General features: G+C 41.4%; 14 protein-coding genes. 4 read left to right on the top strand and 10 right to left on the bottom strand.

The window, feature by feature from the left end; genetic code table 11:
* The 3 genes from AC570I_RS17180 to AC570I_RS17170 all read right to left on the bottom strand — a co-directional run.
* Positions 1-1,010: outer membrane protein (locus AC570I_RS17180; protein ID WP_497406455.1), on the bottom strand; the 1,010-nt coding region annotated here is incomplete at its 3' end.
* A 220-nt stretch (positions 1,011-1,230) separates the two neighbouring features.
* Entirely contained in the window at positions 1,231-1,896 is a 666-nt protein-coding gene (locus AC570I_RS17175) for a YdeI/OmpD-associated family protein (RefSeq protein ID WP_497406454.1), read from the bottom strand.
* A gap of 9 nt (positions 1,897-1,905) precedes the next feature.
* The gene (locus AC570I_RS17170) at positions 1,906-2,436 is read right to left on the bottom strand and encodes an RNA methyltransferase (RefSeq protein WP_497406453.1); all 531 of its coding nucleotides are present in this window, start codon (positions 2,434-2,436) and stop codon (positions 1,906-1,908) included.
* A gap of 117 nt (positions 2,437-2,553) precedes the next feature.
* Between AC570I_RS17170 and AC570I_RS17165 the strand changes: the two genes are divergently transcribed.
* The gene (locus AC570I_RS17165) at positions 2,554-3,600 is read left to right on the top strand and encodes an aldose epimerase family protein (RefSeq protein ID WP_497406452.1); all 1,047 of its coding nucleotides are present in this window, start codon (positions 2,554-2,556) and stop codon (positions 3,598-3,600) included.
* 3 nt (positions 3,601-3,603) lie between these two features.
* Positions 3,604-3,999, top strand: coding sequence for a DUF1398 domain-containing protein (locus AC570I_RS17160; protein ID WP_497406451.1), 396 nt, complete (start codon positions 3,604-3,606; stop codon positions 3,997-3,999).
* Positions 4,000-4,001: 2 nt separating this feature from the next.
* On the opposite strand, the gene AC570I_RS17155 is transcribed toward AC570I_RS17160, so the two are convergent.
* Genes AC570I_RS17155 through ribD form a run of 4 tightly spaced genes read right to left on the bottom strand, consistent with a single transcriptional unit; the run spans position 4,002 to position 7,397 of the window.
* Positions 4,002-4,862 carry a nucleoside phosphorylase gene (locus tag AC570I_RS17155; protein WP_497406450.1) on the bottom strand — a complete coding sequence of 287 codons (861 nt, stop codon included), beginning with the start codon at positions 4,860-4,862 and terminating at the stop codon, positions 4,002-4,004.
* A gap of 15 nt (positions 4,863-4,877) precedes the next feature.
* A complete protein-coding gene (locus tag AC570I_RS17150; RefSeq protein ID WP_497406449.1) occupies positions 4,878-5,492 on the bottom strand; it encodes an IMPACT family protein in 615 nt (204 codons plus the stop codon).
* The gene (locus AC570I_RS17145; RefSeq protein WP_497406448.1) at positions 5,479-6,345 is read right to left on the bottom strand and encodes an EamA family transporter; all 867 of its coding nucleotides are present in this window, start codon (positions 6,343-6,345) and stop codon (positions 5,479-5,481) included. The genes AC570I_RS17150 and AC570I_RS17145 overlap by 14 nt, the downstream gene beginning before the upstream one ends.
* Entirely contained in the window at positions 6,342-7,397 is a 1,056-nt protein-coding gene (gene ribD / locus AC570I_RS17140) for a bifunctional diaminohydroxyphosphoribosylaminopyrimidine deaminase/5-amino-6-(5-phosphoribosylamino)uracil reductase RibD (RefSeq protein WP_497406459.1), read from the bottom strand. The genes AC570I_RS17145 and ribD overlap by 4 nt, the downstream gene beginning before the upstream one ends.
* Before the next feature lie 79 nt (positions 7,398-7,476).
* Here ribD and prmC point away from each other — a divergent pair, with 79 nt between their 5' ends.
* Positions 7,477-8,331, top strand: coding sequence for a peptide chain release factor N(5)-glutamine methyltransferase (prmC, locus tag AC570I_RS17135; protein WP_497406447.1), 855 nt, complete (start codon positions 7,477-7,479; stop codon positions 8,329-8,331).
* A gap of 96 nt (positions 8,332-8,427) precedes the next feature.
* Here prmC and AC570I_RS17130 read toward each other — a convergent pair whose 3' ends face one another.
* On the bottom strand, positions 8,428-9,507 hold the full coding sequence (locus AC570I_RS17130; protein ID WP_497406446.1) for an HmuY family protein: 1,080 nt from the start codon (positions 9,505-9,507) through the stop codon (positions 8,428-8,430).
* Between the two features lie 26 nt (positions 9,508-9,533).
* Complete coding sequence (locus AC570I_RS17125) at positions 9,534-11,597, bottom strand: TonB-dependent receptor plug domain-containing protein (RefSeq protein ID WP_497406445.1); 2,064 nt, start codon at positions 11,595-11,597, stop codon at positions 9,534-9,536.
* 77 nt (positions 11,598-11,674) lie between these two features.
* Between AC570I_RS17125 and AC570I_RS17120 the strand changes: the two genes are divergently transcribed.
* Positions 11,675-12,631: a helix-turn-helix transcriptional regulator gene (locus AC570I_RS17120; protein WP_497406444.1), complete on the top strand. Its 957-nt coding sequence runs from the start codon at positions 11,675-11,677 to the stop codon at positions 12,629-12,631.
* Positions 12,632-12,649: 18 nt separating this feature from the next.
* Here AC570I_RS17120 and AC570I_RS17115 read toward each other — a convergent pair whose 3' ends face one another.
* On the bottom strand, positions 12,650-13,663 hold the full coding sequence (locus AC570I_RS17115; protein ID WP_497406443.1) for a LacI family DNA-binding transcriptional regulator: 1,014 nt from the start codon (positions 13,661-13,663) through the stop codon (positions 12,650-12,652).
* Between the last annotated feature and the right edge of the window lie 35 nt (positions 13,664-13,698).

The raw sequence follows: 13,698 nt of genomic DNA, 5'->3' as shown, positions 1-13,698 counted from the left end.
TCAGTAATTACAGTAGTTTCTTTAATCACTTTTGTTGTTGGAGCAGCTAACGGACATCCTGAACCATCTACAACAGTACCTGATGCTGTTCCAGGGCATTTGTCAAATTTGTTTGCTACACCATCGTTATCATCATCAGCAAGATCTTTAGCATATTGTGCTCTGTCTCTGGCTGCATTTTCTTCAGCAGTAGATAATGCTCTTCTTAATTCAGCACTTTCTTCTGCTGTTGATTTGTTTAAAGCAGCTAATGAACTGTAGTTTTGTAATTGTGGTTTTTCTTTACTTCCCAAAGCAAATTCTAAACCTGCGTGTCCGTAAGAGAACCTGTCATAACCTCCAATGTTATATCCGTCAAACTTATCAGTTTTAAGGAAGTTAACATCATAACCGAAGTCTAGGTTAATACCTTTAGCAACTGCTAATTTGAAACCTGCACCAACCGGGATAAACCATCCCTCTCTGTATGAACCCTGATCAGTTAAAGCAGCAGGCGTTCCTGAAGTAGTTGCACCTGATGACATATAACCGGCACCACCTTTTAAGTATGGGATCAACACACCATCAGTTTTGTTGATGTTGATGTTGGCTACATTCCACACTGCAGAAACAGCACCCGACCATTGGATATTGGTTTTAAATTCAGAATTGTTAGTTGAAGTATAGTTGCCATTAGCATCTAAACCCGTAGTTGCTCTTAAGCCTTCTACTTTACCAGCTAAGAAATCTGCCTGGATACCTAATGCAGGAAGAATTTGTTTTTTAATGTAACCACCGTAGCCGATGTTTTCTTTAGCAGTCTGGAAATCTCTGTCTTTCCCGTTAAAAATCGTATTAGGACTTAATACACCTCCGTGAACACCAATTGACCAGGTACGGAACTGGGTTGGAGAAAAGCGACCAGTAGTGGTAGTTGTCGTGGTAGTCGTAGTAGCTTCCTGTGCAAATAATTGTGATGATAGGCCTAATAAAGCAATCAACATTGTTGATTTTGTAATTCTCGTATTCATTTTTTCTATTTTAAATGTTAGTGTGTTAACAGTTTTATTACATCACTGTTTTGCACCAGCAAAGAAAAAATCCTGCCAAAAACATACAAATCCATTCAAATAGCATATTATCAGGCTGTTAAGACATATAATTTAACACATGAAAATGTTACTTTTAACATTTGGAAATGTCATATTTTGTATGTAATTCAGTACAGAAGATTAAACCGGCATTAGAAAATCAGCCTTTTTCAGATGGATTTTTCTTTCTGTTCAACAGCATATCTACGGTTTTCTCCAGACGTGAAAGGCGCGTCTTCTCTTGTTTGGCAGATAAAATCCATAATACATATTCTTTCCTGTGCGAGTAGGCCAGGCTGTTAAAGTAGGTAAGGGCGACTACATGTTTACTGAGGAGGGCTTCGAGATCAGGTGGGAGCTTGATCTTTTTATTTACAGGATCGATATATTCTCCATACTCATTGCTTTTGATATGGTCATTGCGCATGCCCGAAGCTTTAACTTCGGTAGAAAGTTTCAACCTGAGCCCTGTCCATGTCCCGTTCACCGCAGCCGAGGCGCAAGGCGATAAGCCATATACCTCCAGTTCTTTCCAGGTTTTCATCAGGTCCAAGTCTGACTCAACCTTCGATGATTTTTTAGGATAAAACACCCAAAAGATTGTTTTCGCATTGATACGAGGTAAATGATCTTCAATCTGGCGGTTCAAAGTGGATTTAGCAGTAGTAAAAGTAATCAGTGCATTAAAATCACCTTCTCCACCGTACACCAGTGAGACTTCAGAGGGGATATCACCAAATATCGCAGCCGCACTTTCCGGAGCGTCTACCACCTTAACCCGATAACCAGGTTTGATTTGTAGCTTCTTGAGTAACAGGTTTTCCATACCGGCTTTTTACAACCTCAATTTAGCAAAGAAATCCCAGAAAACAATACCTGCCGATATCACAATATTAAAAGAATGCTTGGTACCAAATTGTGGAATTTCAATACATTCGTCGATTTTTGACATCACCTCATCACTTACTCCATCAACCTCATTGCCAAATATCAGCGCATACTTCTTCCGTGGATCGGGCTTAAAGGTATTAAGCATGGTGCTGTTCTCTGCCTGCTCAATCGCTACGATCTCATACCCTTCAGCACGAAAAGCGTCAACAGCCGTAAGCGTATCGGCATAATGAACCCAATCGACAGACTGGGTAGCACCTAATGCCGTCTTTTCAATTTCACGGTGTGGCGGCTGCGCAGTAATGCCACATAATACCACTTTCTCTAATGCAAAGCCATCTGCAGTGCGGAATATCGATCCTACATTATGCATACTGCGTACGTTATCTAAAATCACAATTACGGGCAGTTTCTCCTGCGCTTTAAACGCTTCAATATCCGGGCGATTTAACTCATCTAACTTTAACTTTCTCATCAGGCCCCAAAATTAAATAATTAATCTGGTTTGCCATGCCAAAAAACTCCGCCCAACCTGCATCAAAAAAAGAAAATTCAGTTAAGTTTGTTGGGTAAATCAAAGCCAATTATCATTATGAGCGTTCAGCAGATACCTACAGGAATATTTATTGATGGAGAAGAAATTATTGCCATCGAACTCACCAATACAAAAGGCACTTATGTTAAAATCTTTAACTATGGCGCCATCATTAACAAGTTTATCGTAAAAAACGCAAAAGGAGAAGAGCAGGACATCGTACTGGGATTTGAAACCATCGAACAATACCTTGATCCTGAATATATTGCCAATGGTAATTACCTGGGCGCTGTTATAGGCCGGTATGCCAACAGAATCAAAAACGGTTCATTTTCTATTGGAGATGAAACCTATAAACTGGCTCAAACCAACGGCACTGAAACCTTACACGGGGGTGTGGTTGGGTTCGACAAAAAGATTTGGGATATTGTTGAGCTGGATGAAAATGAATCATTTGTAACGCTGGAGTATGAAAGTGTGGATGGGGAAGAGGGCTTCCCTGGAAACCTGGTTGTAGGCCTTACCTTTGAGCTGACTGAAAACGACGAACTAATACTAACCTATGAAGCGGAAACTGACAAGGCTACAGCCATCAATTTAACACACCATGGCTACTTTAATCTTTCAGCAAGGGGCGAGAGTGTGAGTAAACATCAGCAACAGATTTTTGCTTCAAACTCCCTGGAACAGGATAGCAACTTTTGTCCCATCGGAAAACTGCTGCCCGTTAGCGGAACGCCTCTTGATTTTACCCAATTAAAAGAAATCGGAAAAGACTGGAATCCCGACGAAGGTTATGACCAGACTTTCGTATTGGATAAGGAATATGGGGATTTATCCCTGGCCAGTAAAACAACTGAGCACGACAGTGGTTTAGTACTTAGTGTTTATACAACTGAACCTGTTGCCCATTTTTACACCGCTAAATGGCTGAAGGCAAAAAATGGTAAAGGTGGAAAAGATTACGTTGGTTATGGAGCATTCTGTGTGGAAACACAGCATCATCCGAATGCCGTAAATATTCCGGGATTCCCGACAACGATACTGCAACCCGAAGATTTGTATACACAAACAACGATTTATAAAGTATCACTAAATTCCTAAAGAATGTTTACTATAGAGCAGATTAAGCGTGCAGAGGCAGAAATCAAAACAGGTGCCGATTTCCCCAATTTCATCAAAAAACTGAAAGAAATGGGCATCGTAAGAAACGATGTTTATGTGAGCAATGGTTTGTCTATCTATTTTGACAGCGAAGACCATTCGCAGCAGATCAGCCCTACGGAGTACCCTGATGTAGTGATCAATGACGAATCGTCTGCAGAGAAGCTTAGTCACGCACTTCATATCCATCAAAAAGGCGAAACCGATTATTTTACCTTTTGTAAACAGGCTGCTGATGCCGGCGTAGAAAAGTGGATTACAGATCTCGAAGAATTAACTTGTACCTATCTTGATGCCGAGGGGAATGAACTGGTAAAGGAAAAGATCAAAGCCGCATAGGATCACAACTTTTCCAGCACCAGTTTAATGGCTTGTTCAACAATTTTATCCGGCGATTGACTAAATTCAAACTTTACCCGACTGGCCAGGATGGCATTTATGGATAAAGCTTTATGACCTAAAACTTTAGCAAGAGCATAAATCCCGGCAGTTTCCATCTCCAGGTTTGTAATCCGGTATTCGTTGCTTTTAAAACTATTGATCAGGCCAATAAAATCAGCTATCGAATTTTCAGCACGTACTTTGCGGCCCTGAGGAGCGTAGAACCCCGGAGCGGTTATGGTAATGCCATGGGTTAAATCCTTACCAATGGTATTCAACAAAGAGTCATCAGCAGCAGTTAAATAGGGATGGATGTTTGGGAGCTGGCCAAAATGCGAATTTACGTCTTGCAGCAAATCCTGTTCCTGAACAGATGGGCTTTGCTGGTAATAGTTCATCAGCGCATCCATACCCAAACCAAATGAGGAGGCGAGAATAGTCCCCATCGGGATATCCGGCTGAACCGCACCAGATGTCCCAACGCGGATAATATTTAATGACCTTAGCTCTTTTTTGACTTCCCTGCGTTCAAAATCTACATTTATCAGTGCATCTAGTTCGTTGAAAACGATATCGATATTATCGGTACCAATTCCTGTAGACAAGACGGTTACTCTTTTAGCACCTACATAACCGGTATGGGTGATAAATTCACGTTTGCCTTTTTTTAATTCCACCCGGTCGAAATGCTTACTCACTTCACCTACGCGGTCTGGGTCTCCAACAGTGATAACTGTATCTGCTACATCTTCAGGAAGCAGATTCAAATGGTAAATACTTCCGTCAGGGTTAATAATCAGATCACTTTCAGCTATTTTCATGGTAGGTAATTTGAGTTATATGGTTTGTATATACCTGGTTTTCACCTGGTCTATTTTGTCAAATTTAGCTAAAACCTGGTTCAGGTAAGTCTTTCTGACTTCAAATTTCAGTGTGCAATATGTATCGAACTTCTGATCAAGCACCTTCAGGTCTTCGTCTTTCACTACTTTCATCACGTCATTCATCTGAAGATATTCAAAATCCACTTCATAAATATCGTTGACAGTTTTAGAAATGATGTGTGCCGCGCTGAGCGCCTCTATACTTGCCGTTTTGTAGGCATTAATTAAACCTGGAACACCCAGCAGCGTTCCCCCGAAATACCGTACTACAACAATTAAAATGTTCGTCACTTCGGCAGATAATAAACAATTTAAGATGGGTCGCCCGGCCGTACCTGATGGCTCACCATCATCATTAATCCTGAACACCGACCGATCGGGACTAAGCCGGTAAGCGTAACACCAATGCCTGGCTTTGCTATGCTCAGCGCGCAGTTTTAACAATAGGGGCTTCACCTCTTCTTCCGACCGAATAGGGTACGCATAGGCCAGAAACTTACTGCCTTTATCACGAAAAATGCCTTCTGAAGCACCTTCGATCGTTTTATAAGTATCATCGAACAGCATTTTGCGACAAAGTAATGATGATTACTGCGGCCAGTGCCAATAAGATACCCACGTAGTTGAGTTTCGTCAGCTTTTCTTTAAACACCAGGATACCGATGATAGTGCCTACGACAATTACACCGAGGTTCATGGCGGCGAATACGGTCGACGGATTGTCGGCCAGTGCCTTATGAGCCTTCATGTAAAAAAGAATATTGCCAAAATTAAATAAGCCCAATATTAGTCCACATGCCAGGTTTACTAGTTGAAGTTTGATTTCTCCGGTGATTGCTAAAAATACCACAATCACCAGTGCAACCACAAAAGCCATTGCAAACACGATAAACAGGGATGTGGTGTAAGGAACTGCTTTATATAGTGCAATCTGCTTAAAAAACACATCGATGATGCCGAAGCCGCCGAAAACCAATACCGGATAAAACCAGTTTCCTTTAGTATCATTAGGTTCAGCCTTACGCAGAAACGTGAGAAATATCGCAGGGAAACCTACGGCCAGACCAATGATTTTTAACTGATTGAAGTCTTCTTTAAAGATAAAGAAAGCTGCCAGAACAGGGATAAATAGCGACAGGCGCTGAGCGATATCCGTTTTTACAATACCCAGATTTTTGATCGATGCCGCAAGGATTAAAAATACAGAGGGAAGTAGGATTGCTATAGGTATGTAAATCTGCCACGGCGCCGCAGCATTAAGCAGGCTAAGGTCAGGTTTAAAAAACAAGAAACAAAGCAACAGGGCAGCAAAATAATTAACGGCAACGGCTTGAATGATGCTGATCTGGTACCGCTTTGCCAGTTTGAGTAACACGGCTACGGTAACACTACAGCAAACACTTAAAATTATAAATATCATTTATTTATGGCGTTTATGTAAATGGAAAGCTTATCAGTTCCAACCTGTTCCTGGTTGATTAAATGGCCGTTGATAGCAGGCGAGGCTATTCCTTCAGTCCAGCTATTGGCAGAGGTAAATATCCTGGCTTCATCCCAAAGATTTGCTTCCAGAAACTGGCGGAGAATCTGTACGCCTCCTTCAATAATGACAGATTGAATATCCATCAAGTACAGCTGAAAAGCAATTTTCTGAGCGAGATAGAAGTGCATATCTTCCATTTGAATGTAATGGATATTATCTTCAACATCTGTTTTTACCTCGTTAAAGATGATGGTTTTGGCCTCCTGATTGAAGATGTGATTATTTTGAGGTATCTGTAAACTGCGGTCGATCACCAAACGAACAGGATTCTTGCCCGGCCATTCGCGGGCAGTCAAATGTGGATTATCGATGATAGCTGTTTGCTTGCCGATCAAAATGGCATCTTCTTCTGTACGCCATTGGTGTGCCAGTCGTTTGGCCACTGCACCGCTGATCCATTTCTGATGGCCATCATTAGTGGCAAAGTACCCGTTTGCCGTCTCGGCCCACTTTAATATAATGTATGGTCTTTGCTTCTCTATACGTGTAAAAAAGCGCCTATTAAAATCCCTGCAGGCTTCATCCAGAATCCCGCTGGAAACCTCAATCCCGGCATTACGGAGCTTTTCGATGCCTTTGCCATCGACACCTGAAAAAGGGTCACGGTTGCCAATAATCACCCGCTTCAGCTGATGCTTAACAAAAAGATCCGCACAGGGCGGGGTTTTGCCGAAATGGGCACAAGGCTCCAGGTTCACATATGCAGTAGCTTGCTTTAAAAGCCTGGCGGCCGCATCGCCATAACGATCAAATACAGATTGAACCGCATTGGGCTCAGCATGTGCCTTACCAAACTGCTGATGATAACCTTCACCAATGATTTTCCCGTCAAAAACGATGACGCAACCCACCATGGGATTAGGACTTACATTACCGATTGCCAACGCTGCTAGTTCCAGACAGCGTTTCATATAAAATTCGTGGCTCATTGTTGCAAAAATAGTAAAAAATGGCTCATTGAACTGATAAATAGATTCCATATGATGTCAATTAAGTAATTTTACAGCAATGAAAATTGAAGCCTTAAAAGAGGATTATATCCTGAAACTTGAAATGTTATATGATGAGGATGAAGCAAAGGTTTTGCTTGAAATGGCAATAGAACATATTACCGGCATGCCTTATCGTAAACTGCTCCTGCTACCAGAGGATCAACGGCTCAATCCCATACAGGTTCAGCAATTGTTGTCGGTTTTAAACGACCTTAAAATAGGGAAGCCGATCCAGCACATATTAGGAGAGGCTCATTTCTACGGATCAGTTTTTAAGGTAAATGAAAATGTGCTGATTCCAAGGCCGGAGACTGAGGAACTGGTCGACTGGATCATCAACAATCATGCTGGTTCTTCCACTAAAAACAAAAGTGTGTTGGATATCGGCACAGGCTCCGGCTGCATTCCCATATCGATCAAAAAGTATCTTCCGGCATTCCGGGTAAGCACGATGGATGTCTCGCCTCAGGCGCTTGATATGGCAAGAGAAAACGCAGCGCAGCTGAAAACAGATATCAATTTCATCAATGCCGATATCCTGAACTATACAACTGAAGATAAATTTGATATCATCGTGAGCAATCCTCCATATATCAGGGAATTAGAGAAAGAGCAGATGCATAACAATGTGCTTTTGCACGAACCTCACCTGGCCTTATTCGTGAGCAATGAGGAGCCACTTGTTTTCTATAAAGCCATTGCCGATTTTGCAAAAAAACAACTTCATTATGGCGGCCAGTTATATTTAGAAATCAATGAATATCTGGGTCAGGAAACAGTTGATATGCTTCTAGCTAAAGAATTCTCTGACATCGAATTAAAATCCGATATGCAAGGAAAGGACAGGATGATAAAAGCCGTCCGGGTTTAGGGGACGGCTTAAAAAGATAAAGCTCCCCATCGCGGGGAGCATCTATCCAACTAACAAAACATATTTTTAAAATCTGAGATTGAGAGCATCTGTATATTAAGATGCTTTTTTAACCAATTTGTATTCGATTACCGGTTTACCGCGGGTACCGCCATCATTTGAAATAAAGCTTACAAATTTTAGTTTGTAAATGTTGCCCGCACCATCTTTAATCAGGTAGAAAGTGTTTGGATTTACCCCAATTGCATTCGTCGCCGAAGCAGTACTAAATCTCCATTTCGAACCAATCGCATCTCTCAAACCCGTGAAAGTAAATTTTGAACTTGTAAGATTAGCTTCAGTAAAAGCAGCGTAGGTGAAATCACTCGTAGATACCTCTGCTGCCGTAACGCCAGCCAGGCTATTGATAAACACCATATCAGAAAAGTTATATGGTACTAAGGCATTATTAGAAGTCGTTTGATAAACTGAATATCCCCAGGTGATATCCCAATCAGCTTTCTGTGGTTCTACACTGGTTACTTGTCCGTTTGTCAGAGATACAAATTTAAAATTGAAAGTACCATCTTTAGGAATCTCTACAGTAGTAAAATTTGTTGTTTCTTTAATCTTTCCATATTGTAAAGTATAACCACCAGAAGTATTCCTGGTAACTCTTAATTTGATCCAGGAGCGGGCAGCAATACTTCCTCCCGTTCCACGATTTAATATGATTACTTTATTATCAGTGGCAGTAGAAGAGATAGCTGGAATAACTGTGCCTGAGCCATCGATCTTATCAAAGTAATTAAAGTCTGCTGGTGCCGGGCTAGCCTGGCTTACTGCTAATGTTAGTCCGAGTGTATCAGTTTCTGTCACTGCGGCTAAGCTTGTTGCAGTCAATACTTTTGCTCCTGCGCTTGTTGTATTATTCAAAACAACTTTAAAGTCAGCACCGCTATAAAATCCTAAATCCCATGATGATCTTAAAACAGCGGTTTGCTTATCAGTACTAAAATCAACATAAACACTATTTCCTGCGGCACTCCCTAGTTCTGCTCCAACTAATCCATTCAGTGTAAGCGTACTCCCGTCTGATGGCGGAACTACCACAATAGGTTCATCGCTATCTTTTTTACAGGCTGCAAATGTTACGGCGATAAATGTTATCGCAATCATTGAGTTAAGTTTGTTCATTTTCTGTTTTTGATTCTTAGTTATATTTAAATTTTATTCCAGTTATAAGTTAGTCCGAGCGTATATGATCTTCCGTAACTCAGGGGAACAGCTCCGGTGGTTGTACTGTGCGGATTAGTCGATGAAGCTGAAGTAGCCGTACTGTTTAATTGGGTTACGTTGAATATATTTTTAACTCCCGCATTAATGGTCAGGAATTTCCTGATATTCTTATTAATCATAAAGTCGGCAAAGCTGAAACCCGATATTTTGGTTTGCTGATAGCCGCCGGTGGTGGTTTGAAAACCCAGTTTATCGCCGGTGTACTTATAAAATAAACTCACACCGCCATTAAGCCTCGTAAAATTATAGTTCAGGCTTGCCGAAACTTCCGGAGACCATACCACTTTACTGCCAGTGAATAGCTCATCCTCTGAGTAATCATGATAGCTGCCAATGTAAGAGAAGCCCAGGTTAGCCTGAAATTTTTTGTAGATCAAAGTATTATCTAGTGTGGTACCAACAGTTTTAAAATTAGTAACGTTAAACAAGCTGGTAACACTAGGGTCAGACGGATCTTGCGCAAAATCAATCTTGTTCTTAAACTTGTTGAAAAAGCCTGCCAGGGTAGAGCGAAACTGAACACTTGCAGTACTAATACCCGACCAGGCCACCGAACCATTAAAACTGTTTGATTCTTCAGCCTTCAGGTTTGGATTACCGTAAATGACATGGCTGGCATCTACAAAATAGTAATATAGTTCTCTTAGTGCCGGCGACCTAAAGCCCCTTGCATAAGCTAACCTTAAATCCAGCGTTTTACTCAGCCTGAATTTCGTGTTCAGTGAAGGAATGACCGGCGGTCCATCATAGATCGAATTTTTGATAAACCTGAGTCCCGGGCGGATATTCATCCAGTTTATGGGTTTGATTTCAGCAGAAACAAATAGCGCATAATCAGAAATGACAGGTGTTCCCGATATCCTTTGTCCTGATGCACCGTCCCGGTTATATTCAAACCCCGGCTGAAACGAAACCAGGTCATTAAGATTATAAATAGCGGTGGTGCGGAAAATGGCAGAGTTAAACTTAGCCACGTCCTGTTCGCCGGCTGCAGTGGTTAATTCTTCTGTATTATTGGTAAAGTCATGAAGCACTGTACGCGTAGCCCTTTGTAAACCTGTATAACCTGCAATTGCCGTAAGCTGTAGGTTAGAGTTTACCCGCCATTCGGATTGCAACTGCTGCGTATAACGGTCTGTAGTATAGGCTGCGAGTTTGCCTTTTCCGAGATCATTAATCCCATAACGTACATCAATAACTTCATTTACACCATCCAAACGGTACCAGATATTAAAGTTGTCATTCTTATAACCCACTTTTGCATTTCCTAACCATTGATCTTTCGGTTTCCAAAAGGCACCCCAATTGTTAAACTGCGCAAGTGTGGCCGTTTTAGGAGGGAGGTTCCAGCCACCAAACTCATTATGGCTTCCACCTGCCAGCGCACTCCAGCCATTTTTTTGCCAGCTCAGGTTTAAGCTCTGGTTATGTACCCCAGATCCAGTAAATCCATTATATTCCTTACCAACCGTTTCTTCCTGAATCCGGGCATTAACGTTAAAAAGTGCATTTGCAGGTTTTTTAGTGATGATGTTAATTACCCCAGCCAAAGCATCCGTTCCATATACAACAGACATTGGCCCTTCTACAATTTCAATCCGATCTATCGTATTAATATCGATCTGGCCCAGGCTTTCCCTTGTATCCGACCGATCGACCATAGGCACCCCGTCCAATAAAATTTTAACGTTTCTGCCGGTCATGCCCATTAATGATACATCTGTAGTGCCCAACGTCAAATCATTGCTGAACCTAAAGCCAAGTTCTGTGTTTAATACCTGCTGCAAATTAGTCGCCCCGCGAAGCCTGATCTTTTCAGAACTGATTGTTCTAACGTTATACACTGAGTTTTTCAAGGTCTGCGGGCCATATTGCCCTGTTACCACCACATCTTTTAATTCGTTTGCCCGGGTGGTATCAACTTTAAAATCCTGTGCAACAGCAGCAAAACTCCAAAGCAAAAAGGCAACAGATAAATATCTACTCATTTATTTAGACTAATTATAAATAATTGTGCAAATTTGTGCATAATCACAAAAAGGAGATAACGCCAAACGGATAATTAATGCCGTCACACGGATTAAAACAAATGGAGATTCAGCTTTCAGCACGCAAAACAGGAAAAGTCATTTACAGTAACATTCATGCATCTCATCTTGAAACAGACATGGATATCCAGAAAAATGAAACAACTATAAATAATCCGGACTACCAGATTTTATGGTCGGAAAAATGGTTTGAAGGGGTGCAGCTCAACAGGGTCAGTATCAAAACCGTGGACATAGCAGAGTTTAGTTTGCGAAGTATTGATCAACAGGTCAGCTATGTATTTTGTATGGAAGGCGAAGTTAATTTCCACGAGCCCCATCAGGCCGTAACGTTATTTTATTCCCCCAGTCAACAGCGAAGCAGCACATTATGTGAAATGACTCAACTGGATTTCCAGGTTGCAAAAAATGCTGAACTCGTTTACATGCAACTCACACCGGAATACCATCAAAAAATAACAAATCAGGAATGCCCTGGTCATTATTTTTGCTTTTCCGGTGAGCAGATCCCTTTGGAAGTTCACGCATTACTGCAGCAAATGAGCAATTATGCTTACACCGGCAGGGCCGAACGGATTTATTTGGAATCGAAAATCATGAGTCTGTTGCTTTTACCCGCAAAACCAAAGGATGTGCAGGTTACCGGTATCAAAGAGGATGACGTAAAGAAAATACTCCTTGCCAGAAAAATTGTCGAGGACAACCTGCAGAAACCTTTTTCACTCATCGAACTTTCGCGTAAAGCGGGCATTAACGATTTTAAGCTAAAGAAAGGTTTTAAGGCGCTCACCGGATTTACGGTTTTTGGATACCTATATAAACTGAGGATGGAGAAAGCCCGTTTCTACCTGCAACAGGAGCGAAGACAAGTAAATGAGGTATCCTTTTTAGTGGGTTACAAAAACCCGCAACATTTTATCGCCGCATTTAAACGACACTTTAATCTGCTGCCGGGAAGTTTAAACAAAAGTTAGCGCAAACGTTTGACGAACCTAATTTTCGTTGTTCACCACCAAATCAGATTCTACTATTGTATTGAAATAGGCCTGATTCTCTACATTGGGGTTACTGATCAGATCCAGCAGAATATTCGCTGCTTTTTGTCCCTGCAAATAGGGGTACTGCTCTACGGAAGCCACCGGCGAATGGTCGAGGTAACTGATGAATGGTAAATTCGCATAGCTCACTACATCAAAATCATTGATCACATCCAGCTTTTTAAAATATTTGATTAAAAATAAGGCAACATAATCGTTAAAGGCCACAATAGCTGTTGGCTTCCGCTTGTGGTTGATAAATTCATTCGCAGCTGCTATAGTGCCTTTTTCCGTTAAATCGCAATTAACCACCAGGGTGGGATCAAATTTTAATCGGTTATAACTAATCGCCTGAATGTATCCTTCCTTCCGCTCTTCGCTCGCGTACAAGGTAGTTGGGCCATTTATCAAACCTATTGTTCTGTGGCCTTTTTTCAACAGGTAATTTACGGCCTTCACTGTGGCACTCTCCAGACTGCAGGCTACGTAATGCACATTTTTAAAAGGGGGAATGCGATCGAAAAACACCACTGGGATATTGAACGTATTTAACTTTTCAAAATGGTCGAACTTTGAGGTATCTTTACTAATGGATACCAGCAGTCCATCCACCCTTTGATTTTTCATTTTTTCCACCAGTTTCACCTCCAGGTCGTAATCGTCATGCGACTGGGCAAAGATTACGGTATAGTTCTTTTTCATTGCCTCATCTTCAATGGCCGATATTGCAGTAGAAAAAAAGTGCTCAGACAATTCAGGTAAAATGACGCCAATGGTGTAAGTTTTGCCTTTCTGAAAAAGTATAGCCGCATGGTTCGGCTCATAGTTTAACGACTTGGCAAGCTGTTTAATTTTCTCGCGGGTTACTGCACCAATACTGGGATGATCATGTAATCCCCTGGATACACTTGATGGAGAAATATTTAACATTCTCGCAATTTCCTTGATGGTTGTTGGCTTTGATCGCATTCTATCAGCTAAAGTACATTAAATTCTTATACTTA

Source organism: Pedobacter sp. A2324, assembly GCF_059693705.1.
The sequence above is the reverse complement of the archived record's forward strand: the minus strand, read 5'-3'. Positions and strand labels throughout refer to the sequence as shown.

Bases quoted from the DNA above. Each gene is read 5' to 3' on its own strand.
- prmC (WP_497406447.1), top strand. From the start codon at position 7,477: ATGAAAATTGAAGCCTTAAAAGAGGATTATATCCTGAAACTTGAAATG.
- AC570I_RS17130 (WP_497406446.1), bottom strand. From the start codon at position 9,507: ATGAACAAACTTAACTCAATGATTGCGATAACATTTATCGCCGTAACA.
- AC570I_RS17170 (WP_497406453.1), bottom strand. From the start codon at position 2,436: ATGAGAAAGTTAAAGTTAGATGAGTTAAATCGCCCGGATATTGAAGCG.
- AC570I_RS17160 (WP_497406451.1), top strand. From the start codon at position 3,604: ATGTTTACTATAGAGCAGATTAAGCGTGCAGAGGCAGAAATCAAAACA.
- AC570I_RS17175 (WP_497406454.1), bottom strand. From the start codon at position 1,896: ATGGAAAACCTGTTACTCAAGAAGCTACAAATCAAACCTGGTTATCGG.
- ribD (WP_497406459.1), bottom strand. From the start codon at position 7,397: ATGAGCCACGAATTTTATATGAAACGCTGTCTGGAACTAGCAGCGTTG.
- AC570I_RS17125 (WP_497406445.1), bottom strand. From the start codon at position 11,597: ATGAGTAGATATTTATCTGTTGCCTTTTTGCTTTGGAGTTTTGCTGCT.
- AC570I_RS17150 (WP_497406449.1), bottom strand. From the start codon at position 5,492: ATGCTGTTCGATGATACTTATAAAACGATCGAAGGTGCTTCAGAAGGC.
- AC570I_RS17155 (WP_497406450.1), bottom strand. From the start codon at position 4,862: ATGAAAATAGCTGAAAGTGATCTGATTATTAACCCTGACGGAAGTATT.
- AC570I_RS17120 (WP_497406444.1), top strand. From the start codon at position 11,675: ATGCCGTCACACGGATTAAAACAAATGGAGATTCAGCTTTCAGCACGC.
- AC570I_RS17145 (WP_497406448.1), bottom strand. From the start codon at position 6,345: ATGATATTTATAATTTTAAGTGTTTGCTGTAGTGTTACCGTAGCCGTG.
- AC570I_RS17115 (WP_497406443.1), bottom strand. From the start codon at position 13,663: ATGCGATCAAAGCCAACAACCATCAAGGAAATTGCGAGAATGTTAAAT.
- AC570I_RS17165 (WP_497406452.1), top strand. From the start codon at position 2,554: ATGAGCGTTCAGCAGATACCTACAGGAATATTTATTGATGGAGAAGAA.